Origin of the sequence: uncultured Streptococcus sp. (assembly GCF_963516575.1) — a bacterium.
Classification (GTDB): domain Bacteria; phylum Bacillota; class Bacilli; order Lactobacillales; family Streptococcaceae; genus Streptococcus.
The window spans coordinates 24902-46292 of the sequence record NZ_CAUQCP010000011.1 but is presented as its reverse complement, the minus strand read 5'-3'; the positions used below and the strand labels follow the sequence as shown (position 1 = coordinate 46292).

The window sequence follows — 21391 nt, the reverse complement described above, 5'->3', positions numbered from 1 at the left end:
TATCAGACTAACTTCCACTTCTACTAGCGGTGGAACTTAGTTTGGGAATTTAGCAATTTCAGAAGAGATTCTCTGCCTTTCTTCTCCATTTCATGATATAATAGGAGTATGATTACAATAGTTTTATTAATCCTAGCCTATCTGCTGGGTTCGATTCCGTCTGGTCTCTGGATTGGACAAGTATTCTTTCAAATCAATCTGCGCGAGCATGGTTCTGGTAACACTGGGACAACCAATACCTTCCGTATTTTAGGTAAGAAAGCGGGTATGGCGACCTTTGTAATTGACTTTTTCAAAGGAACCCTAGCAACCCTTCTTCCGATTATGTTTCATCTGCAAGGCGTTTCGCCTCTCATCTTTGGACTTTTGGCTGTTATTGGCCATACCTTCCCTATCTTTGCAGGATTTAAGGGAGGCAAGGCTGTCGCAACCAGTGCTGGAGTGATTTTCGGATTTGCGCCTGTCTTCTGTCTCTACCTTGCAGTTGTTTTCTTTGGAACCCTCTATCTTGGTAGTATGATTTCACTGTCTAGTGTCACAGCATCGATTGCGGCTGTCATCGGAGTTCTACTCTTTCCACTTTTTGGTTTTATCCTGAGCAATTATGACCCTCTCTTCATCGCTATTATCCTAGCACTGGCTAGTTTGATTATCATTCGACATAAGGATAATATCACACGTATCCAGAATAAGACTGAAAATCTTGTTCCTTGGGGATTAAACTTAACCCATCAAAATTCTAAAAAATAAACGCCAGTTTGAACAGAACTGACGTTTTTTTGTATGCTTATTTTGATTTGATATAGTTGATACCATCTGCTTTTGGTGCGACTGCTTTTCCAAAGAAGGCTGCCAAGACAAGAATTGTCAAAACATAAGGTGCGATTTGAAGGTAAACCGCAGGCACTCCTTGTAGGAATGGCAATTGAGAACCGATAACAGCCAAACTTTGTGAAAGTCCAAAGAAGAGACTAGATAGCATGGCTCCGATTGGATTCCATTTTCCAAAGATCATCGCAGCAAGGGCGATAAATCCAGGTCCAACAATAGTTGTCACTGAGAAGTTAACTGAGATTGATTGAGCATAAATCGCTCCCCCAATTCCACCTAGGAAACCTGAAATGATAACTCCTAGATATCTCATCTTGTAGACATTGATTCCCAAGGTATCCGCTGCTTGAGGGTGTTCACCGACAGAGCGAAGACGAAGACCAAAACGAGTCTTAAAGAGGATAAACCAAGCAAGGAATGAGAAGGCAATCGCGATATAACCTAGCAGACTTGTTGATTTGAAGAAGATATCACCAATCACTGGGATATTTGCCAAGACTGGGAAGTCAAAGCGTCCAAAAGTCTGACTTAGGTTGTCGGTTTGTCCTTTGTTATAAAGAACTTTCACTAAGAAAACAGCCAAGGCTGGCGCCATCAAGTTTAAGACAGTACCGCTGACAACATGGTCTGCACGGAAATGAACCGTCGCTGCTGCGTGGATGATGGAGAAGAGACCTCCAACCAATCCTGCTACAAGCAAGGATAGCCATGGAGTTGCTGCTCCAAATTGTTCTGCAAATTCAAGGTTAAAGACAACTCCAGAAAAGGCACCCATAACCATAATTCCTTCAAGGCCGACGTTTACCACACCACCACGTTCAGAGAAAACACCACCGATACTTGTAAAGATGAGGGGTGCTGAGTAAATCAGCATAGAAGACACCAAGAGGGTGAGCAAGGTTGTAATAGACATCTTTACTTACCTCCTTTAACTTGTTTTTTCGATTTGACAAAGCGTTCGATAAGATAATGAACACTGACAAAGAAGATAATAGACGCTGTTACAATGCTGACAAGCTCAGACGGTACCTGCGCTGCATTCATACCAGGGGCTCCAACTTGGAGAACACCAAACAGGAAGGCTGCAAAGAGAATACCAATTGGTGAGTTAGCCGCAAGCAGACTAACCGCCATCCCGTTAAATCCGACAGCCAATGACGCCCCCTGAACATAGACGTTCTGGAAGGTTCCAAGCCCTTCAACAGCTCCACCAAGACCTGCCAATGCACCTGATATAATCATTGATAGGATAATCGTTCGTTTGGCAGAAATACCAGCATATTCTGAAGCATGTGGATTAAGACCAACTGCACGAATTTCAAAACCAAGAGTTGTTTTCTTGAGCAAGAACCAAATAACTGCAACGGCAATGATGGCAAAGAAAATACCAATATTCATCCGCGAGTTACCAGTCAACTCAGACAACCAAGGTGTCTGGTAGGTTGCATTAGCCCCAACACGAATCGTAGAATCTGTACTTTGCATGAAGTCTTTAGGGAAGGCATGGATAAAGGCATTTCCTACATACAAGACAATGTAGTTCATCATGATGGTGACGATAACCTCTGACGTCCCTAGATAGGCTCTAAGAATACCCGGAATCGCTCCAACAATCCCACCAGCAATCAGGGCAATCACGATGGTTGCTAGAATCATCAAGGGACGTGGCATATCTGGATGCGACAAGGCAAACCAACCACTAAGAATCCAACCAGCCAAGGCCTGACCAGGAAGCCCGACATTAAAGAAACCTGCACGACTGGCAACAGCAAAACCAAGACCAATCAAGACCAAAGGCCCCATAGCACGGAAGATTTCTCCAATCCCACGCAGGCTACCAAAGGCTGTATAGAACAATTCTTCGTAGCCCCAAATAGCATCATAACCGAAGATCCACATGACAATGGCTCCGAGCAAAATTCCTAGAAAGACAGAAATCAAGGGAACCGAAATTTGTTGTAATTTTTTAGACATCACTCTTCTCCTTTCCCAAGTTTCCACCAGCCATCAAGACACCGAGTTCTTGTTTATTGGTTGTTTCTGGTGATACAATACCTTGAATCTTACCATCGTGGATAACGGCAATACGGTCTGAGACGTTTAAAATCTCATCCAATTCAAAGCTGACAACAAGGACAGCCTTCCCATTATCACGCTCTTCAATCAAGCGCTTGTGGATATATTCAATGGCACCGACATCCAACCCACGAGTTGGCTGGCTGACGATAAGGAGATCAGGATCTCGATCAATTTCACGAGCAATAATTGCTTTTTGTTGATTTCCTCCTGAGAGTGCAGCTGCAGGAACAAATTCACTGGCAGCACGAACATCAAACTCTTCCATTAACTTTTTAGCATAAGAAGTAATATTTGAATAGTTCAAAATTCCATTTTTACTATGTGGTTCTTTGTAGTAGGTTTGAAGGGCAATATTTTCAGAAATCATCATTTCCAAAATCAAACCATCACGGTGACGGTCTTCTGGAACGTGCCCAACACTCAACTCTGTAATCTGACGTGGATGCAAGCCTACAATTGAATCTCCTTTTAACTCAATGCTACCAGATTCAACCTTGCGAAGACCTGTAATGGCTTGAATCAGTTCAGACTGACCATTTCCATCAATCCCTGCAATACCAACAATCTCTCCAGCACGAACATCCAAGGACAGATTTTTCACAGCTGGAACACCGCGGTTTTCATTGACCACCAAGTCTTTAATAGACAAGACCACTTCTTTTGGTTGAGAAGCTTGTTTCTCTGTCTTAAAGGAAACAGAACGACCTACCATCATTTCTGCCAAATCAGCATTGGTAGCCCCTGCGATTTCGACAGTTTCAATTGATTTCCCACGACGGATAACTGTAACACGGTCAGAAACTGCTCGAATTTCATCCAACTTATGAGTGATCAAAATAATTGATTTTCCTTCTTTGACAAGATTTTTCATAATAGCCATCAACTCATCAATTTCTGACGGAGTCAAGACAGCCGTTGGTTCGTCAAAGATCAGGATATCAGCCCCCCGATAAAGGGTTTTTAAAATTTCTACACGTTGTTGGGCTCCAACTGAGATGTCTGCCACCTTAGCAGAAGGATCAACAGCTAAGCCATAACGTTCAGAAAGAGCCTTGATTTCTTTGCTAGCTCCAGCGATATCTAGCACACCATTTTTAGTCAATTCACTTCCTAAAATAATGTTTTCAGCCACCGTGAAAGCCTCTACCAACATAAAGTGTTGGTGAACCATTCCGATTCCCAAGCTAGCTGCTTTAGATGGTGAATCGAGGTTGACAACTTGACCGTTGACCACAATTTCACCACTGGTTGGTTCAAGAAGCCCTGCTAACATATTCATTAGCGTGGACTTACCAGCCCCATTTTCTCCTAAAAGTGCATGAATTTCACCTTTTCGTAGGTGCAGGTTGATTTTGTCGTTGGCAACAAATTCACCAAACACCTTGGTAATATCACGCATCTCAATGACATTTTCGTGTGCCATGTGCTCTTCCTTTCAGAGTCTTATTTTATTTCAATAAAACTTGCTAGTTTCTCTAGTAGCAAGCTTTACTGAGACAAAATGACTTTGTCTCAACTCTTAAAAAAGCGGCCAAAGGCCGCTTCCTAAGAAATGACTTCCATCCATTATTTTTCAGGAACTTTTACGCTTCCATCAAGGATTTTAGCTTTAGCATCTTCGACAGCTTTTTTACCTTCTTCTGAAAGGTTTGTCACTGCCAAGTCAACCCCTTTATCTTTCAATGAGTAAACGATCACTTGACCGCCAGGGAATTCACCTTTTTCTGCCTTGTTAGAGATATCTTTTACAGTTGTACCAACTTGTTTCAAAGTAGATACAAGAACAAAGTTTGATTCTTTACCATCTTTAGAAGTGTACTTACCTTCTGCTACTTGGTCACGGTCAACACCGATAACCCAAACTTTTTCACTTTCAGGACGGCTTTCGTTAAGTGATTTTGCTTCTGCAAAGACACCAGCACCTGTTCCACCTGCTGCTTGGTAAACAACGTCCGCACCAGCTGCGTATTGTGCTGCTGCAATTGTTTTACCTTTAGCTGCATCACCAAATGAACCAGCATAATCAACTTGTACTTTGATAGATGGATCTACTGACTCAACACCAGCTTTAAATCCAGCTGCAAAACGTGAGATAACTTCAGACTCAATACCACCTACAAAACCAACTTGTTTTGATTTAGTTGTTTTAGCTGCTGCAACACCTGCAAGGTAAGCAGCTTCGTTATCAGCAAATGTTACGCTAGCAACATTCTTTTGGTCTTTAATCACATCATCAATCAAGACATAGTTGATATCAGTGTGCTCTTTTGCTGCTTCTTCAACCGCATTGTGAAGGGCAAAACCAACACCGAAGATTAGGTTGTAACTTCCAGCCGCTTGTTGCAAGTTGTTAGCATAGTCAGCTTCACTTGTTGATTGGAAGTAAGTGAAACCTTTATCTTTTGAAAGATTGTGTTCTTTACCCCAGTCTTGCAAACCTTCCCAAGCTGATTGGTTGAATGATTTGTCATCAACACCACCAGTATCAGTGACGATTGCTGCCTTTGTCTTCACATCAGAAGATGAAGCTGCGTTACGAGAAGAGCGGTTACCACATGCAGCAAGTCCAACTGCTGCCACTGCAACTAGACCAAGGCCTAGCCATTGTTTCTTGTTCATTACTGAACCTCCTAAATAAGATGTGCAACGATGTTGCAAGTATGGATTGGTTGGCCACAAGGACCGTGCCACTCAGAGAGCGACTCAGACTAGTTTAAGTCTGTAAAAGAGTATGGAAGTAACTCCCCGACCGTCATCTCGACCGTCGATTTATCTTTTGCGACTAAGGTCACTTTTAGATCTTGTTCAAAAAATTCAGCCATCACTTGGCGACAAGCACCACATGGTGAAATTGGTTTTTCAGTCTGTCCATAGACAATTAATTCTGAAAATTCTCTTTTGCCTTCGGAAACTGCTTTAAAAATTGCTGTACGCTCTCCACAGTTGGTCAAAGAATAACTAGCATTTTCAATATTGACACCTGTATAAGTGTTCCCATCTTTCGCCACCAGAACAGCTCCGACTGGAAAATGAGAATAGGGCACATAGGCTTGCTTGCTGGTTTCAATTGCCAGTTCAATCAACTCAGTAGTCGCCATCTGCCAATTCTCCTTTTAAAATTGCTACCCCAGCTGACGTTCCGATACGTGTCGCCCCTGCTTCCACAAAGGCAAGAGCATCTGCATAAGAACGGGCTCCACCAGCAGCCTTGACTCCCATATCAGGACCAACTGTTTCACGCATTAATCTAACATCTGCTATCGTCGCACCACCAGTTGAAAAGCCAGTAGATGTTTTGACAAAGTCAGCTCCAGCTTTTTGGGCTAATTGGCAAGCCACAACCTTTTCATCATCCGTCAACAAGCACGCTTCAATAATGACTTTCACTAACTTGTCACCACTTGCTTCCACGACTGCGCGAATATCAGATTCAACCAAATTAAGATTACCTGATTTGAGGGCACCGACATTAATCACCATATCAATCTCATCAGCCCCATTTTGGATAGCTTCTTTTGTTTCAAAAGCTTTCACTGCTGAAGTTGTTGCTCCCAAAGGGAAACCTACTACTGTGCAGACCTTAACATCTGTGCCTTCAAGCCCTTTCTTAGCATGTTCAACCCAGGTCGGATTGACGCAAACACTGGCAAAATCATACTCTCTAGCCTCAGACAACAAACAATCAATGTGATTTTCTGTCGAATCTTGTTTTAAAAGCGTATGATCGATATATTTATTTAATTTCATATTCGGATTCTCCTGCGGTTTATGAGATAATTTCTATAATTTCTCGTAAACTTTGCACCCTGTCATTTATTTTAACATATTTTTGAAAATCTGTAACTAGCTGAGGAGAAATTTTTCCATTTGTGTATACTTTTGCAACAATTTCTCCCTTTTGAACGGAATCTCCAACTTTCTTTTCAAAAACAATTCCTGTTTCATAGTCCAAGGCATCAGACTTGACTGCACGGCCTGCCCCCAGTCTCATAGCATAGAGGCCAAATTTCATTGCTGGAAGAGCTGAAATGACACCCGTTTCCTGAGCAGGGATTTCTACCACATGGGCTACATTTACAGGGCGATAGAGGTCCTCCAAATCTCCACCTTGGGCTTGCACCATCTCCTCAAACTTAGCTAGCGCTTGGCCATTTTCAAGATGTTGGCGAACTTCTTCAACTGTTTTATTTACATTTGCCAGGCCAAGCATAATTTGAGCCAACTCACAGATGAAGTGGGTAATATCCTGACGACCTTGACCTTGTAAAATCTCCAGTGCTTCAAGGATCTCCAGACGATTTCCAATCGCTCGTCCCAAGGGCTGACTCATATCCGTAATCACTGCTACCGTCTTTCGACCAATCGCCTTACCAAGTTCCACCATGGTTTGAGCCAACTCACGCGCCTCATCAACCGTTTTCATGAAGGCACCCTCACCGACAGTCACGTCTAGCAAAATAGCATCCGCTCCTGCCGCGATTTTCTTACTCATCACCGAACTCGCAATCAAAGGAATCGTGTCAACAGTTGCGGTCACATCACGGAGAGCGTAGAGAAGCTTATCTGCTTTGACCAGCTGGTCTGATTGCCCAATGACAGATACACCAATATCCTGAACTTGACGAATGAAATCTTCTTGACTGCGTTCCACTTGATAACCCTTAATGGACTCCAATTTATCAATTGTCCCACCAGTATGGCCGAGACCACGACCACTCATTTTTGCCACAGGCACACCAAAACTAGCAACAAGAGGAGCCAAAATCAAGGTCACCTTATCGCCAACACCACCCGTAGAATGCTTGTCAACCTTAACCCCATCAATAGCTGATAAATCAAACTCTTGCCCTGTCTGAACCATTTTCATGGTCAAATCAGATATTTCTCGAGTTGTCATTCCTTTGAAATAGACAGCCATAGCAAAGGCAGACATCTGATAATCAGGAACAGTTCCTGACACATAGCCTTCTACCAGCCATTCAATTTCACTAGAAGTCAATTCTTGACCGTCTCGTTTCTTTTGGATTAAATCAACTGCTCTCATTCTTTCACACTTCTAAGGATGTAATATCCCTTATCTTTTTTGACAATTTCACAATTGCCAAACACATCTTCCATCTTGGATTTGGCACTTGGAGCCCCTTGTTTTTTCTGGATAACGATTGTTAAATCCCCATCAGTTACCAAGAAATCTTTACTTTTCTCAATGATTTCATGAACCACTTGCTTGCCCGCACGGATAGGGGGATTGGAAATGACATGGTCAAATGTGCCTTCAACTTGCTCATAGATGTTGGACTGGAAAATCGTCGCTTCTACTTTATTTCGTTCAGCATTTTGTCGTGCCAAATCCAAGGCACGATTATTAATATCGACCATGGTTGCCTGAACTCCATAAGCCTTAACCAAGGACAAACCCAAAGGTCCGTAACCACAGCCTACATCAAGGACAGAATCTCCTTCATCGACCTCTAGACACTTGAGCAAGAGTTGACTTCCAAAATCAACCATTTTCTTGCTAAAAACACCCGCATCTGTCAAAAAGGTCATTTTTTCTCCCAACAAGTCCACTCTCAACTCATGAATGTCATGAGCGGCGTCAGGATTTTCTGCATAATACATTTTACTCATGAAACTATTTTACCATAATTTGACTTAAATTGTAAATCGTTTACAAATTGATAATAAAACGAAAAAGACTGAAGAAAGCTAGTAGGTAAAACCTTTTCTTCAATCTCTTTCAACACTTATAGATAAATGATAAACCATTTAGAACCAGAAATATCATAGTCAGGATAAAACAACAAATTTATCATCTATAATTAGGCTCATTTTTATGACTATTGCTTAACCTTCAGATACTTAATTATCAACAAAATTCCCAACAAGATGTTTAGATAAAAGCCCAACTGATACGTTTTTGTCAGGAATTCCAAACTTGTCCAAAGTCGTATCAAATCTTCTAGTGACATGCGGAAGAAATAACCCTCTGTAGCAATCCACAAAATCAAAAATAGATAACTACCAGCAGCAAGCCATTTCGTCCACCGTTTTTTTAGGAAGAAAGCAATCAAGAGCGAACAGATAAAGACAGCTGTTACAATGGCATGTTCCATCAAAAAAGTAAAACCGTAATAGGTTTCCACAAAACGTCTACCATTATCCGCATTCGCTCCTTTTAAAAAAGGTAGTGCAAAACTTAAAATAAAACAGAGTTCCAATAAATAGCTTTTGAGAGTCTTCATAGCATTTCCTCCTATAAAACATTATCTAAAACAACATTCCATTTGGAGCCATATCGGTCAAGATATACTGTATATTTACTATATTTGTGAGTTACCCAACCTTGATTTCCTTCTCTTGAAAACTCAGGATAGCAACTCCAATCTCCTTGACCACCAAGATTAAATGTTTTTGTTTGCCAACCTAATCCAACAAAAAGGCTTGAATCTGTGACTGTAATGTCACTCTCAGCGATAGAGTAACCTCCAGAAACATTGGTAATATTGATAGAACCGTCATCATACTTAGTCCATTTAACTGTCATATAGAGACGGACACTTCCCGTATCATCCCATGTGCTATTAGAAGAATTATTATAAGAATTTTGAGCATAAACTGTCTGAATTCCAAAAAATTGACCAGTCAATTTACTCAATTTGGAAAAAGGTTTTTCCACAACTGTCAGTTCTCTTAAATCTACTAGATAATCCGTCCTACCACTAACGAGATTGTCTGCTTCTCTGGTTATGCGAGTGTCCACAATAGCTGGAGCAGAATATTCTACTCCTTTATTATCTGTTGCAGAAACAACTTTATCCAACCTATAGCGAACAGCCTTATCGTTCTCAGATAAAATTTCATCTTTTTTGACATCTTTCGGGACTCTAAGTACATGACCATCTTTATTTTCGATAACATTCACTGAATCAGTAGCAAATACTGTATTTACTGAATACAAACCAAATGTTAATACAAATGCACCCAACAAAATGAGAATTTTTCCTTTGCTTGCCATAGCTCTTACTCCTTTCTTTAAGCAAACATCTGGGCGATTTATGATTGATTAGTAATGTTATATAACAATCACTCCTCTCTCACATTGCTAGCAATCTCTAACCACTTTTATTATACAACAATAAGTTAGCACCTGTCAAGAAACCGCTTTATTTTTTTAGCTTTTTATGGTATGATAGACAAAATATTTAGGGGAAAACAAATGACCAACGAATTTTTACATTTTGAAAAAATCAGCCGCCAGACTTGGCAATCTTTACATCGAAAGACGACACCTCCTTTGACAGAAGAGGAATTAGAATCCATTAAGAGTTTTAATGACCAGATTAGCTTGCAGGATGTTACCGATGTCTATCTTCCCCTAGCCCATCTCATCCAGATTTATAAGCGTACCAAGGATGATTTGGCCTTTTCAAAAGGAATTTTCCTTCAACGCGAAAGCAAATCCCAGCCTTTTATCATTGGGGTTTCTGGTAGTGTTGCCGTTGGAAAATCAACAACTAGTCGCCTACTTCAAATCCTACTATCCCGTACGCTTACAGATGCTAGGGTTGAGTTGGTAACGACTGACGGCTTTCTCTACCCCAACCAGACCTTGATTGAGCAAGGGATTCTAAATCGTAAGGGATTTCCTGAAAGCTATGATATGGAAGCTCTTCTCAACTTCTTGGACCGCATCAAAAATGGACAAGATGTAGATATTCCTGTCTATTCTCATGAAGTCTACGACATCGTTCCTGGAGCAAAACAACGAGTAAAAGCAGCTGACTTTGTGATTGTCGAGGGGATTAACGTCTTTCAAAATCCACAAAACGAGCGTCTCTATATCACTGATTTCTTTGACTTTTCCATCTATGTTGATGCTGCAGTCGATGACATCGAGAGTTGGTATCTCGACCGTTTCTTGAAAATGCTGAGCCTAGCCCAAAACGACCCTGATAGCTACTATTATCGTTTTACAAAAATGCCGATTGGGGAAGTGGAATCCTTTGCCCATCAGGTCTGGACCAGTATCAATCTCACAAATTTACAAAATTATATTGAACCGACCAGAAATCGTGCAGAAGTAATTCTTCATAAAACAAAGAACCATGAAATCGATGAAATTTACTTAAAAAAATAATTTCCCCTTGTCAAAACGTAAGTTTTCAGATATAATGGTATAGTTAGTAAATATGGAGGTAAGAACATTGGCAAACATTAAATCAGCTATCAAACGCGCTGAATTGAACGTTAAACAAAACGAAAAAAACTCGGCTCAAAAATCAGCTATGCGTACTGCTATCAAAGCTTTTGAAGCAAACCCATCTGAAGAACTTTTCCGTGCTGCTAGCTCAGCTATCGATAAAGCAGAAACTAAAGGTTTGATTCACAAAAACAAAGCAAGCCGCGACAAAGCTCGTCTTTCAGCTAAACTTGCTAAATAAGAAACAGTCCATAGAGGCTGTTTTTTTGTCTCCAAATAGGAAAGGGTAGAAAATGAAAATCGCAATTATCGGATATTCTGGTGCTGGTAAGTCAACGCTAGCTGAAAAGTTATCTCTCCACTACTCCATCCCAAAACTTCATATGGACACACTACAATTTCAACCTGGTTGGCAAGACAGCGATCGCGAATGGATGTTGAGCGAGATGAAAAGCTTTCTCACCAAGCATGAAGATTGGGTCATTGATGGCAATTATTCTTGGTGCTATTACGAGGAAAGAATGCAGGAAGCTGACCAAATCATCTTTCTCAATTTTTCTCGCTGGAATTGTCTGCTACGAGCCTTTAAACGATATCTCACATACCGAGGTAAGATCAGAGAAAGTATGGCAGCTGGTTGTCAAGAACAGTTTAATTGGGAGTTTATTCGATGGATTCTTTGGGACGGACGGAGCAAATCCGCTAAGGAACGCTACAAGTGGATTCAAAAAAACTATCCATATAAAGTGGTCATCCTCAGATCACAAAAAGAGATAGACCAATTTCTAGATAAGAAAAGGAAGTCCTCCAATTCATAAAGAAGGGCTTCCTTTTTTGCTATAGTTATTCTGCAATTAAGGTTTCTAGGCCAACCTTCATCATATCGGTGAAGGTATTTTGGCGTTCTTCTGCAGTTGTGTCTTCGTCTGGATTGACCAAGCTATCAGAAATGGTCATGATAGCAAGCGCGTCAACATGATGTTGGGCTGCCAGATAGTAAAGTGCTGCTGCTTCCATTTCCACAGCCTTGACTCCCCATTTGCCAAGTTCGATGTTCTTTTCAAAGTAGTTTGAATAAAAGACATCAGAAGACAAAACGTTCCCAACGTGGGTGGTCATACCGAGTTCTTTGGCGATATGGTAGGCCTTGTCCAGCAAATCAAAGCTAGCGATTTGTGGAAAATCGTACTGTGGCCAGTCATTGCGGATGATGTTAGAGTTGGTTGCAGCTGCCTGCGCCAAGACCAATTCACGAACGTGAACATCTTCATTCAAAGAACCAGCAGTTCCCACACGGATCAATTTTTTCACACCGTAGTCAACAATCAACTCGCGCGCATAAATCGAAATAGATGGCATTCCCATCCCAGTCCCCATGACAGATACCCGGTGCCCCTTGTAAGTACCAGTATAACCAAACATGTTACGAACTTCGTTAAAACAAACAGCATCTTCAAGGAAGTTCTCCGCAATAAACTTGGCACGAAGAGGATCCCCAGGAAGAAGAATTTTATCAGCAATTTCACCCTGCTGAGCAGCAATATGGATAGACATAATTTATGATACAAAGAGCGACAAGAAAACGACTGAAAATTAGGAATCTGACGAGAAATCCTGATTTCTCAGTCAGATTATCTATTTTCCAAGTTTTCCGCTCGTGTTCAAATCAAAACACACGCTCTACCTTTCTTTTTTGTATATTTAGGATAGCGACAGAGAACAAAGTAAAAATAGGAAACTGACGACGCATCGCAGATGCTAGACAGTTTATCTTTTTTACACAGTTCTCCGCCCGTATTCAGTTCAGCAAATACGGTTTACCCATCCTTTCTTTATTTTATGAAGATTAGAGAGCGACAAGAAAACGACTGAAAATTAGGAATCTGACGAGAAATCCTGATTTCTCAGTCAGATTATCTATTTTCCGAGTTTTCCGCTCATGTTCAAATTAGAACACCTCACTCTACCTTTCTTTTTAATTTTATTCTCTCACAGATAGCTACCTGAGTCCTATTCGAGCTCAGGTAGTTTTTTTATAAACTAAATTATCTAACTGTCATTGTATCGTCAGATTACAAGACATCATCGTCACTCACCTTGGAATTCAACGTTGTTCCCCAGTGAGTGATTTTTCGATGTGGTTGGGCCAGGAGAGGTCTGTTATCATAGATTGTTTGCCATCTATTCCAAAAAAGACCTGTTCTCTTTTCAATCTTAATTCGAAGATTGCGCATATTAGACTTAATTGGGAGATTGAGGATAAAGCCTGCGGTCTGATTGCGTCCATTCCCTTCCCAAGAATAACTGCGAACAACTGAATTTCCATCTTTATCTACTGTAACTTCTTCCCACGATATTGAATAACGTGCAATATAAGCACCACTATGTTGAATAGTTAGGGTTTTATCTTTTACAGGAGTGTAGTTTAACAGTTGTACAGGCTTAGAAGCTTGAGTAGTTACATTATTTTTAGCTACAAATCGAAAAACTTCTACTTCTGCAAGGCTGAGAGCTTGATTTTTTTGACGCAATTGAATGCGAACACGGCGACCCAATTTCCCATTTAATTGAACATCCAAGCTCGTTCCGTCAAGTTTAGAAACATATTGTCTAGCAACTTCTGTACCTTTTTCATCATATAAAATCACATCAAAGTCTGAGAGACGTTTAGAAAGTTCTCCATCCCCACGATTATGAAGGCGAACAAGTCCTACCTGTTCTGTACGACCTAAATCAACTTCCCACCAAGGTTGGTTTTCAAATTTTGTATGGGTAATTGATTGCTGGCTATAACTACTATTGGTATTGCCATCCAAGGCACGACTAGCATCTCCACCAAAATCAGTAGAACTTTGCTTAGCTTGTTTTTTCCAAGCGATATTTTCAGCGCGAAAAACCTGAACTTCTGCAAGACTGAGAGCGTTATATCCATCTAACTCAATGCGTACAAAACGAGCTTTCTTATAATCAATTGAAATCTGAGCGGAACTATCACGCAAGTATGCAATGCGCTTTCTTTCAATTTCTTTTCCAAAACTATCCAAAAGAATCACATTAAAATTTGTCAGTCTATCTTGAGCAGCATCTGTTCGATTGTAAATATTAATCTGACGAATCGTTTCTTCCTTATCTAAATCGACTTGCCACCAAGGTTTTGATTGAAAATCTGTATGAGTAACAGAATTATGTCCGTAATTTCCATCTAATTTACCATCAACTGCTCTTCTAGCATCTCCTCCAAAAGCTGTCGAACTTTGAGTTACTCGTTTCCCTAGAGCTATATTTTCAAGAGGTTCAGCGCTTGGTTTACTAGACGACAGAGGGACTTGTTGTTTCTTAAAGAAATAAACTTTGTCCAATTTTTGATCACGATATCCCTGTTTATCAAGCGTATCACGTTTTCCAATATTAAAATTCGGGATATCATTCATTCTACTTTCAAAATAACCACGCGAACGGTGCTTGAAACTAGAGTTACCTGTGAAAGTTACAATATCATTATCATTACGAATCAAAGATGTCACAACATTATCATTATCGACCACATAATGTTTTATTTTTCCAGATAAAGCCAACTTACGACTTTCTAACCCTACATCCCAGAAACCATTTTTAGCATTCCAAATAGTTCGAGAAGTAATTACTTTAGGAGCGCTAAATGTCGTAACTTTTTTCAAAACATTATTATAAAAAGTAGGATATTTCTGATAAGCTTCAACCGCTGCTATTTGAGCTAAGTATCCTCCCAGCGAATGACCTGTCATATACAGATTGGTAATGCTGGAATCCTGCGCCAGTTCTTTTACAACATTACGGATATCATCCGCTTGTGCAGGTTTATTTCCACCAAATAAAACCAAATCCGCACTTAAATCCTTGACGTCATTAACTCGCGTTCCACGAATAGCCAACATTTGAACAGTATTGTCTTTTAAATAAGGAAGATCACTCTTAGTTTCAAACAAGAAAGCATCCAAGCCACTTGCTGTATGATAAGCCTTTTTCATCTTCCAAAATGGGGCTAACTCATTGTGCATCATTTTATATTCTTGACGATCAAGATACAGACTTGGAAAAGGATTTTTATGATCTAGAATTTTGTCAATGTAATCATCATCACGATAAGCCAACTCCATAAAAAGGAGGGAATCACGATCTGTGACATACCATTGTTTCTTGTTATCATCTTCTCCATCTGCTAATCCATCTCCATCACTATCTGCTAGTAATGGATGGCTATGGTAACCTAAATAATCTTTCCCATCTTTATTGTAAATATACAATTCATCCTTATTTTTTATTCCATCATGATCATCATCTCCATCAGGATCTAAAAATTTTCCACCATATAAAGAATTATCGACAAGATCCTTCTCTACATGGAGTTCTCCTTTAGAAATTTTGACAAAGTCTGCCTCTGTTACTGGACGAGAATTTTTCGGCTCATCCTTTAGAATTTCCTCTTTCTTCAATTCCTCATGAGGTACAGCAGATTCTCTTTTATATAATCCTTCTCCTTCTTTTTCTTTCTGATTTTTAACAACTTCTTTTGACTCTAAAGTTGATTGAGTAGCTGTAGTTTTCTCCTCTGTAATAGATATTTCCTGTTTTTTATCAGTACTTTCTTTTACAGGACTATATATTGCATTTACTACTAGAGGAGTCTCATTTTTCACAACTGGATTTCCTTCATTGGCAGAAATTCCTGTCGGTGCTAAAAAAGCAAAACCAACTGCAACAGACACAACTCCGATACTTAGTTTTTTTATACCAAAACGCATAATTCGTTGATCAATTCTCATTTATTCATATATCTTTCTTTTATTTTTTTCACCCTCTTTACCAACAATATTCTCCAATCAGCTAGTCTCCTTTAGCGTCACAGTTTCATTTTTATATTTGGTTAGCAAGGATTTGATGAGGTTTGTAAAAGTATAGGAACCTCATTCGTTTTTCATATCATAATTCTATATAGAAGTTAATTGTTTCATTCATCTTCCATCTTACAGAAATGCTTTCCTACTTATTTTTCTTTCTCATAGTTCAGCAAGAATAGCTTTCAGCAAGCCTTTGAAATCACCTTTAACACGTTCAGTCACTTCTACAACTTCTTCGTGGTTGAGTTCTTCTTGGAAACCTGCAGCATGGTTAGTAATACATGAAATACCAAGAACTTTCAAACCTGAGTGGGCTGCCACAATAACTTCAGGAACCGTAGACATACCGACTGCATCTGCTCCCAGTGTCTTATAGGCACGAATTTCTGCTGGTGTTTCATAAGTCGGACCTGTTACACCAATATAGACACCTTCATCAAGCTTGATACCAAGTTTTTTAGCCACTTCATGGGCAGTAGCACGGTATTCTGGTGTGTAGGCCTTAGACATATCTGGAAAACGTGGGCCAAAATCATCCAAATTTTCACCCATCAATGGGTTCTGCCCCGTCATATTGATATGGTCTGAGATAGCCATCAAAGTACCTGGGCCATAACCAATACCACCAGCTGCATTGGTTACAATGACACCTTCACATCCGAGGACTTTCATGACACGTACTGGGAAAGTCACGACTTCAAGAGGATTTCCTTCATAGAAATGAAAACGACCTTGAAGAGCCAAGACCTTGCGCCCTGCAAGTTCACCATATACCAATTTACCAGCGTGACCAACTACTGTAGAGCGGCCCCAGTTTGGAATCTCAGCATAGTCTACTACAACTGGATTTTCGATTTCTTCTGCCAATTCTCCAAGTCCTGATCCAAGGATTAAACCGAACTCAGGCGCTTGGATTCCTTTATCTTTCAGAAAAGCAGCTGTTTCTTGGATCTTATCTAAAAATGTCATTGTGTGTCTCCTTTATTATTCTTTAGCATTTGACCGATTTTGTCAAAGGTTTTTGCATTGCGAATGGTGATGTTGCGATAAAAAGGCATCTTGAGCAAGTACTTGTGATAGGCAGTTGCATAATAGGATTCCTCAGAGAATTTCCCCCAGAAAATCGCAAGTCTCCCAAAATGAACCACTTCATCTTTCAATTCCAAACTTTCAACTTTCTCAATGACTTGAGCCACATCCAAGCCCTCCGTGTAAAAGAGGACATCTTTTCGAGCTAGGTCTTTGATCCACCAATCTGGCAGATTCTCCAGCTCTGCTTCATAGTCTTCCTGACTCAGCAAGGAAAAGCTCTGAATAAATGGATAATGGACTGCAAAGAAAGCCTCTAACTTTTCAACCAATTGGGCTTTGGGAGCTGTCGAAGTAAAGAAAATGTTGCCACTGTTGATGTAGGTCTCAACCTTTTCCAGTCCCAACTCTGTCAGTTCTTGACGAAGTTGCGCCATGACAACTTTATTTTTCCCACCTACATTAATGCCCCGAACAAGTAAAGCATATCGCGTCATCTTATACCAATTTATCTAAGAAACTTTCCCCAATCATGGCAGTTTCAACACCAAAGTTATCCGCAACTGTCGCTGAGATATCTGCAAAATGCCCTACTGGAATGACACCATTTCCTTTAAAGGCAGGGCTATAGGCCAACAATGGAATATATTCACGAGTGTGGTCTGTTCCTGCATAGGTTGGGTCATTTCCATGGTCCGCAGTAATCAAGAGAAGGTCGTTCTCCCTCATGGCTGCGATAATTTCAGGCAAGCGTTCATCAAACTCATGCAAACAATCACGGTAACCATGAGCATTGCGACGGTGGCCGTATAGGGCATCAAAGTCCACCAAGTTTGTGAATGAGAATCCTTTTTCAAACTCAGCAAGGCCCATAGTCTTCAACAGTGTGTCAATTCCATGACTATTTGATTTGTTGTGACCCATATCATGGCTGATACCAGCACCGTTAAAGATATCGTTGATTTTACCAACAGCATAAGTATCGATACCTGCTTCATTGAGTTTATCCAACACAGTTGGTGCAAATGGAGATACAGCCAAGTCACGACGATTTGCTGTACGAGTGAAGTTGCCTGGTTCACCTACATAAGGACGAGCAATGATACGTCCTAGAAGAGCAGGACGCTCAAGGGTAATCGAACGAGCGTATTCACAGATACGGTACAATTCATCCAAAGGAATAATGTCTTCATGGGCAGCAATTTGCAAGACAGGGTCAGCTGAAGTATAGATAATCAACTCTCCAGTTTCCATCTGACGTGGTCCAAAGTCATCGATAACGGCTGTTCCTGAGTAAGGTTTGTTGGCTTCACGAATGACCTTGCGTCCTGAAAATTCTTCGATTTTTGTCAAGATTTCTTCTGGGAATCCGTTCCAGAAAGTATCGAAAGGCTCAGTAATGTTGAGTCCCATGATTTCCCAGTGTCCAGTCATGGTATCCTTACCAAGAGATACTTCTTCTAATTTTGTTGCATATCCAGTTGGATTGCTTTCTGCAGGTACAGTCTTGAGAGGAGTTTCACGAGGAATATTTCCAAGACCAATTTTAGCCATATTTGGCACATTCAAACCAACTGTTTTTGAAATATGTCCCAGTGTGTCAGAGGCACCATCTGGAACCCCTGCATTGACAAAGTTATTGGCATCTGGTGCAGCACCGATTCCCACAGAATCCAGTACCACCAAGTGAATACGATTAAATTTTGACATAATGTGTCTCCTTATTATGTTGATTAGTTTGCTTTTGTTGAAGTTAAAATCTGAACACCATTTCGTCCAGCTACGATGACCTTATCCACCATTTGGTTGAATAATCCGTGCTCTACAACACCAACGATATGGTCCAATTCTTGCCCGAAAGCAATTGGATCTTCAATGACATCCAAGGCAAGGTCAATGATAAAGTTCTGCATATCGGTCACAAAACGTTGGCCGTCTTTTTCACGGAAACTTGGTTTGTAGCCAACTCGCTCAAAACGACGAAAGACTTGTTCTGCGCCATACTGAACCACTTCTACAGGCAATTTAAAAGCACCTAGTTTGTCTACTAGCTTGCTTTCATCCACCACCCAAATGTATTCTTTTGAAGGCGTTGCGACAACTTTCTCCATCAGAAGGGCACCACCACCGCCTTTGATTCCGTTAAACTGACTATCCACTTCATCCGCCCCGTCAACTGTCACATCAACAAAGTCTACTTGGTCAATAGACTTGAGCGGGATATTAAGCCCTTCAGCCTGTTTACTAGTCACACTAGAAGTCGTTACAGCTGTAATCTGCAAGCCTTCTTCCTTGATACGACGACCGATTTCTTCGACAAAATAATAGGCAGTAGAACCCGTTCCCAGTCCGACAACCATACCATCCTTGACAAATTTAGCAGCCTTGACACCTGCCATTTTCTTCAGATTTTCCACTCAAACACCTCCATTAAAGAGTTACTTTCATTATATCATGTATACCTTTATTATTCAAAAATTGGAAACATCAAATATTCTATTTGCGGCAACATTAAAACAATAAAATGAGATTGAAAATATTTTCATTTCAGAAATTCTTTATTATCATTTTTAAAAATTTATAAAATGAATAAAAAAAGCAATTAAACAAGAACATTCATTATTATAAAATTATTTCCGTTTCTTTTTTCCATTTAAACTGTCTTTTCTCAAATTTCTCATAATTGACTTCCTGTGATACAAAAAGTGATAGCGTAGAGATATGAATAGGGTAGAAAATATATTTGGCAAAGTAAAGTTCTTTAAAATTTTTTCAACAGCCTATCGAAGTTGGAGGAAAAGGTTGGATTGAGAATGAATCTAATTATTGAAATGATTGGTTTTAAAAGTAATTAACATTCCTCAGGATGTCTACTTGAACTAAGATATAGTAAATTGAAGTTAGAATAGCACAAATTAACTTCTAAAGCATTTTTAAAAATTAATTTGAATGCCCCAAGTGATTTATCTAAATCTTATTCCAATCTGCTATATTTTTTAATGAATTGTCAACAAAAAGGTACAGTATCATTTTAAATGAGTATAAAAGATCACAGAGATTTCAAAATTATAAAAACGCATATTATCAGGTATAAAAAACTTGATATTATGCGTTTTATCTTAGAACATATTTCTAAATTTCCCACTCAAATTAAATTCTAGCCCAGCCTATTTTGAGACATTTTTCATTGCTTCTGGAAGATAATTACTGATTTCCGTCGGCAAGACCACATAATGTTCTTGAGCTAGTTCTTGAGCAATAGCTGAATGAAGATGAGTCGCTACTGCCACACGCTCGTAGAGACTGGCCTGTTGGAATTGGCCTGCAAATCCTGCAATCATCCCAGCAAGTGTATCTCCCATACCACCAGTCGCCTGATAGGGACCGCCAACCTGTAACTGGTAATAATCAGACTGGCCAGCTTGCCAAATACGAGTAGCTGGACCTTTCTCTACCAAAATTGTTCCTTGAGGGAAGGAAGTCAGGGCACTAGCCGTTGCATCTTCGTTTTGCTTTTCAATAGCAATACCAGACAGCTTTTCCCATTCTTTTTGGTGGGGAGTTAGGATAAGCTGGTTAGATGGAAACGACAAACTTGTTCTAGCAAGAATGGTCAAGGCACCTCCGTCTACAATCAAAATCTGATTTTGTCTTAAGCGATCAAAGACCTGTTTAACTAGATCTTCTCCAAAAGCATCATCTCGTAAACCAGACCCCAGCAAGACAACTTCTGCCTTCTCCAATTGTTCTTTTAACAATTGCTGGTCTTGAAGAGAAAAGGCCATAGCCTCAGGTAAATGGCTGTGCAGAGCTGGAATATTTTCCCTGTCCGTTCCAACGGTCACCAAACCAGCTCCACTTTTAACAGCTGCCAAAGCGGCCATGATGATGGCACCACCATAAGGATAGATACCACCTAACAGCAGCAGACGACCATAGTCTCCTTTATGACTTGTACGAGAACGTTCAATAATAACTTTTTCTAGTAAGGTTTGATCAATCACTTTCATCGTTTTTTCCTCTCGCATTTATTATACAACAAAAAAGAGACGCAGACCTCCTTATTAAAAATTAAAAAATTTAAAATTTATATTTAGTTACTAATCCAACAAAATGAGATTTATTCTTAAGCACATAATGTATTCTTCGATTTTTCTCTCCAGCTCATCTTTATTTTCTTCCAAGGCAGGATAAAACCCTGTAACTCCGTATCCAATCATTTTGTACAGAGCGATAAGGCGGTAACTATTTTCCGATTTTTTATTTACTATATCAGATTCATTTGCAATCTCTTCCATATTGCATAGTTTCTCAAAAGTTTGTCTGTTTGCAATTTTTTGATAAGACTTCCACATTTCCTCTTCTGTTTATC

Annotated in this window: 22 protein-coding genes and 1 pseudogene; 5 read left to right on the top strand and 18 right to left on the bottom strand. The window is 40.0% G+C overall.

Going from position 1 to position 21391, the window contains the following annotated elements; genetic code table 11:
• The first annotated feature begins 108 nt into the window (after nucleotides 1-108).
• Nucleotides 109-750, top strand: coding sequence for a glycerol-3-phosphate 1-O-acyltransferase PlsY (plsY, locus tag RWM06_RS03190; RefSeq protein WP_070527256.1), 642 nt, complete (start codon nucleotides 109-111; stop codon nucleotides 748-750).
• A gap of 37 nt (nucleotides 751-787) precedes the next feature.
• Here the strand turns inward: plsY and RWM06_RS03185 are convergent, their stop codons facing one another.
• The 10 genes from RWM06_RS03185 to RWM06_RS03140 all read right to left on the bottom strand — a co-directional run bounded on the left by RWM06_RS03185 (nucleotide 788) and on the right by RWM06_RS03140 (nucleotide 9928).
• Nucleotides 788-1744, bottom strand: a complete 957-nt coding sequence (locus RWM06_RS03185) for an ABC transporter permease (protein ID WP_000029122.1) — start codon at nucleotides 1742-1744, stop codon at nucleotides 788-790.
• Nucleotides 1745-1746: 2 nt separating this feature from the next.
• Nucleotides 1747-2805 carry an ABC transporter permease gene (locus RWM06_RS03180; protein ID WP_313970095.1) on the bottom strand — a complete coding sequence of 353 codons (1059 nt, stop codon included), beginning with the start codon at nucleotides 2803-2805 and terminating at the stop codon, nucleotides 1747-1749.
• Nucleotides 2798-4333 (bottom strand): ABC transporter ATP-binding protein, encoded by a 1536-nt coding sequence (locus tag RWM06_RS03175; protein ID WP_033681960.1) that lies wholly within the window; start codon nucleotides 4331-4333, stop codon nucleotides 2798-2800. Before RWM06_RS03175 ends, RWM06_RS03180 begins: the two co-directional genes overlap by 8 nt.
• Nucleotides 4334-4476: 143 nt before the next feature.
• Nucleotides 4477-5529, bottom strand: a complete 1053-nt coding sequence (locus RWM06_RS03170) for a BMP family protein (protein ID WP_313970094.1) — start codon at nucleotides 5527-5529, stop codon at nucleotides 4477-4479.
• Nucleotides 5530-5618: 89 nt separating this feature from the next.
• Entirely contained in the window at nucleotides 5619-6008 is a 390-nt protein-coding gene (locus tag RWM06_RS03165) for a cytidine deaminase (protein ID WP_313970093.1), read from the bottom strand.
• Entirely contained in the window at nucleotides 5995-6657 is a 663-nt protein-coding gene (gene deoC / locus RWM06_RS03160; protein ID WP_313970092.1) for a deoxyribose-phosphate aldolase, read from the bottom strand. Before deoC ends, RWM06_RS03165 begins: the two co-directional genes overlap by 14 nt.
• 19 nt (nucleotides 6658-6676) lie before the next feature.
• On the bottom strand, nucleotides 6677-7954 hold the full coding sequence (locus tag RWM06_RS03155; protein ID WP_313970091.1) for a pyrimidine-nucleoside phosphorylase: 1278 nt from the start codon (nucleotides 7952-7954) through the stop codon (nucleotides 6677-6679).
• The gene (locus tag RWM06_RS03150; protein WP_313970090.1) at nucleotides 7951-8541 is read right to left on the bottom strand and encodes a class I SAM-dependent methyltransferase; all 591 of its coding nucleotides are present in this window, start codon (nucleotides 8539-8541) and stop codon (nucleotides 7951-7953) included. Before RWM06_RS03150 ends, RWM06_RS03155 begins: the two co-directional genes overlap by 4 nt.
• A gap of 209 nt (nucleotides 8542-8750) precedes the next feature.
• Nucleotides 8751-9155, bottom strand: coding sequence for a hypothetical protein (locus RWM06_RS03145; RefSeq protein WP_313970089.1), 405 nt, complete (start codon nucleotides 9153-9155; stop codon nucleotides 8751-8753).
• 11 nt (nucleotides 9156-9166) lie between these two features.
• The gene (locus RWM06_RS03140) at nucleotides 9167-9928 is read right to left on the bottom strand and encodes a hypothetical protein (protein ID WP_313970088.1); all 762 of its coding nucleotides are present in this window, start codon (nucleotides 9926-9928) and stop codon (nucleotides 9167-9169) included.
• A 201-nt stretch (nucleotides 9929-10129) separates the two neighbouring features.
• On the opposite strand from RWM06_RS03140, the gene coaA reads away from it, so the two are divergent.
• The 3 genes from coaA (at nucleotide 10130) to RWM06_RS03125 (ending at nucleotide 11931) form a co-directional block, all read left to right on the top strand.
• Nucleotides 10130-11050, top strand: coding sequence for a type I pantothenate kinase (coaA, locus tag RWM06_RS03135; protein ID WP_313970087.1), 921 nt, complete (start codon nucleotides 10130-10132; stop codon nucleotides 11048-11050).
• A gap of 67 nt (nucleotides 11051-11117) precedes the next feature.
• Nucleotides 11118-11354, top strand: coding sequence for a 30S ribosomal protein S20 (gene rpsT / locus RWM06_RS03130; RefSeq protein ID WP_001274000.1), 237 nt, complete (start codon nucleotides 11118-11120; stop codon nucleotides 11352-11354).
• A 52-nt stretch (nucleotides 11355-11406) separates the two neighbouring features.
• On the top strand, nucleotides 11407-11931 hold the full coding sequence (locus RWM06_RS03125; protein ID WP_313970086.1) for a DNA topology modulation protein: 525 nt from the start codon (nucleotides 11407-11409) through the stop codon (nucleotides 11929-11931).
• Nucleotides 11932-11956: 25 nt separating this feature from the next.
• Here RWM06_RS03125 and deoD read toward each other — a convergent pair whose 3' ends face one another.
• The 6 genes from deoD to rpiA all read right to left on the bottom strand — a co-directional run bounded on the left by deoD (nucleotide 11957) and on the right by rpiA (nucleotide 19436).
• On the bottom strand, nucleotides 11957-12667 hold the full coding sequence (deoD, locus tag RWM06_RS03120; RefSeq protein ID WP_000022091.1) for a purine-nucleoside phosphorylase: 711 nt from the start codon (nucleotides 12665-12667) through the stop codon (nucleotides 11957-11959).
• Between the two features lie 518 nt (nucleotides 12668-13185).
• Nucleotides 13186-15915, bottom strand: a complete 2730-nt coding sequence (locus RWM06_RS03115; RefSeq protein ID WP_313970085.1) for a thiol-activated cytolysin C-terminal domain-containing protein — start codon at nucleotides 15913-15915, stop codon at nucleotides 13186-13188.
• 234 nt (nucleotides 15916-16149) lie between these two features.
• Nucleotides 16150-16959, bottom strand: coding sequence for a purine-nucleoside phosphorylase (locus RWM06_RS03110; RefSeq protein ID WP_313970084.1), 810 nt, complete (start codon nucleotides 16957-16959; stop codon nucleotides 16150-16152).
• A complete protein-coding gene (locus RWM06_RS03105; RefSeq protein ID WP_313970083.1) occupies nucleotides 16956-17516 on the bottom strand; it encodes a DUF1697 domain-containing protein in 561 nt (186 codons plus the stop codon). Before RWM06_RS03105 ends, RWM06_RS03110 begins: the two co-directional genes overlap by 4 nt.
• A 1-nt stretch (nucleotide 17517) precedes the next feature.
• Nucleotides 17518-18729 (bottom strand): phosphopentomutase, encoded by a 1212-nt coding sequence (locus tag RWM06_RS03100; RefSeq protein WP_261232446.1) that lies wholly within the window; start codon nucleotides 18727-18729, stop codon nucleotides 17518-17520.
• A 23-nt stretch (nucleotides 18730-18752) separates the two neighbouring features.
• A complete protein-coding gene (gene rpiA, locus RWM06_RS03095; protein WP_313970082.1) occupies nucleotides 18753-19436 on the bottom strand; it encodes a ribose-5-phosphate isomerase RpiA in 684 nt (227 codons plus the stop codon).
• 310 nt (nucleotides 19437-19746) lie between these two features.
• Here rpiA and RWM06_RS09685 point away from each other — a divergent pair.
• Nucleotides 19747-19874 (top strand): annotated as a pseudogene (locus RWM06_RS09685) (IS5/IS1182 family transposase); the annotation flags it as partial.
• Between the two features lie 312 nt (nucleotides 19875-20186).
• On the opposite strand, the gene RWM06_RS03090 reads toward RWM06_RS09685, so the two are convergent.
• Complete coding sequence (locus RWM06_RS03090) at nucleotides 20187-21029, bottom strand: NAD(P)H-hydrate dehydratase (protein WP_313970081.1); 843 nt, start codon at nucleotides 21027-21029, stop codon at nucleotides 20187-20189.
• A gap of 90 nt (nucleotides 21030-21119) precedes the next feature.
• Entirely contained in the window at nucleotides 21120-21374 is a 255-nt protein-coding gene (locus tag RWM06_RS03085; RefSeq protein ID WP_313970080.1) for a hypothetical protein, read from the bottom strand.
• Nucleotides 21375-21391 lie beyond the last annotated feature (17 nt).

Excerpts from the sequence above, each read along its gene's own strand:
- coaA (WP_313970087.1), top strand. The coding sequence starts at position 10,130 with ATGACCAACGAATTTTTACATTTTGAAAAAATCAGCCGCCAGACTTGG.
- RWM06_RS03090 (WP_313970081.1), bottom strand. The coding sequence starts at position 21,029 with ATGAAAGTGATTGATCAAACCTTACTAGAAAAAGTTATTATTGAACGT.
- RWM06_RS03125 (WP_313970086.1), top strand. The coding sequence starts at position 11,407 with ATGAAAATCGCAATTATCGGATATTCTGGTGCTGGTAAGTCAACGCTA.
- RWM06_RS03085 (WP_313970080.1), bottom strand. The coding sequence starts at position 21,374 with ATGTGGAAGTCTTATCAAAAAATTGCAAACAGACAAACTTTTGAGAAA.
- RWM06_RS03150 (WP_313970090.1), bottom strand. The coding sequence starts at position 8,541 with ATGAGTAAAATGTATTATGCAGAAAATCCTGACGCCGCTCATGACATT.
- RWM06_RS03115 (WP_313970085.1), bottom strand. The coding sequence starts at position 15,915 with ATGAGAATTGATCAACGAATTATGCGTTTTGGTATAAAAAAACTAAGT.
- deoC (WP_313970092.1), bottom strand. The coding sequence starts at position 6,657 with ATGAAATTAAATAAATATATCGATCATACGCTTTTAAAACAAGATTCG.
- RWM06_RS03175 (WP_033681960.1), bottom strand. The coding sequence starts at position 4,333 with ATGGCACACGAAAATGTCATTGAGATGCGTGATATTACCAAGGTGTTT.
- RWM06_RS03100 (WP_261232446.1), bottom strand. The coding sequence starts at position 18,729 with ATGTCAAAATTTAATCGTATTCACTTGGTGGTACTGGATTCTGTGGGA.
- RWM06_RS03140 (WP_313970088.1), bottom strand. The coding sequence starts at position 9,928 with ATGGCAAGCAAAGGAAAAATTCTCATTTTGTTGGGTGCATTTGTATTA.
- deoD (WP_000022091.1), bottom strand. The coding sequence starts at position 12,667 with ATGTCTATCCATATTGCTGCTCAGCAGGGTGAAATTGCTGATAAAATT.
- plsY (WP_070527256.1), top strand. The coding sequence starts at position 109 with ATGATTACAATAGTTTTATTAATCCTAGCCTATCTGCTGGGTTCGATT.
- RWM06_RS03105 (WP_313970083.1), bottom strand. The coding sequence starts at position 17,516 with ATGACGCGATATGCTTTACTTGTTCGGGGCATTAATGTAGGTGGGAAA.
- RWM06_RS03180 (WP_313970095.1), bottom strand. The coding sequence starts at position 2,805 with ATGTCTAAAAAATTACAACAAATTTCGGTTCCCTTGATTTCTGTCTTT.
- RWM06_RS03145 (WP_313970089.1), bottom strand. The coding sequence starts at position 9,155 with ATGAAGACTCTCAAAAGCTATTTATTGGAACTCTGTTTTATTTTAAGT.
- RWM06_RS03185 (WP_000029122.1), bottom strand. The coding sequence starts at position 1,744 with ATGTCTATTACAACCTTGCTCACCCTCTTGGTGTCTTCTATGCTGATT.
- RWM06_RS03170 (WP_313970094.1), bottom strand. The coding sequence starts at position 5,529 with ATGAACAAGAAACAATGGCTAGGCCTTGGTCTAGTTGCAGTGGCAGCA.
- RWM06_RS03155 (WP_313970091.1), bottom strand. The coding sequence starts at position 7,954 with ATGAGAGCAGTTGATTTAATCCAAAAGAAACGAGACGGTCAAGAATTG.
- RWM06_RS03110 (WP_313970084.1), bottom strand. The coding sequence starts at position 16,959 with ATGACATTTTTAGATAAGATCCAAGAAACAGCTGCTTTTCTGAAAGAT.
- RWM06_RS03165 (WP_313970093.1), bottom strand. The coding sequence starts at position 6,008 with ATGGCGACTACTGAGTTGATTGAACTGGCAATTGAAACCAGCAAGCAA.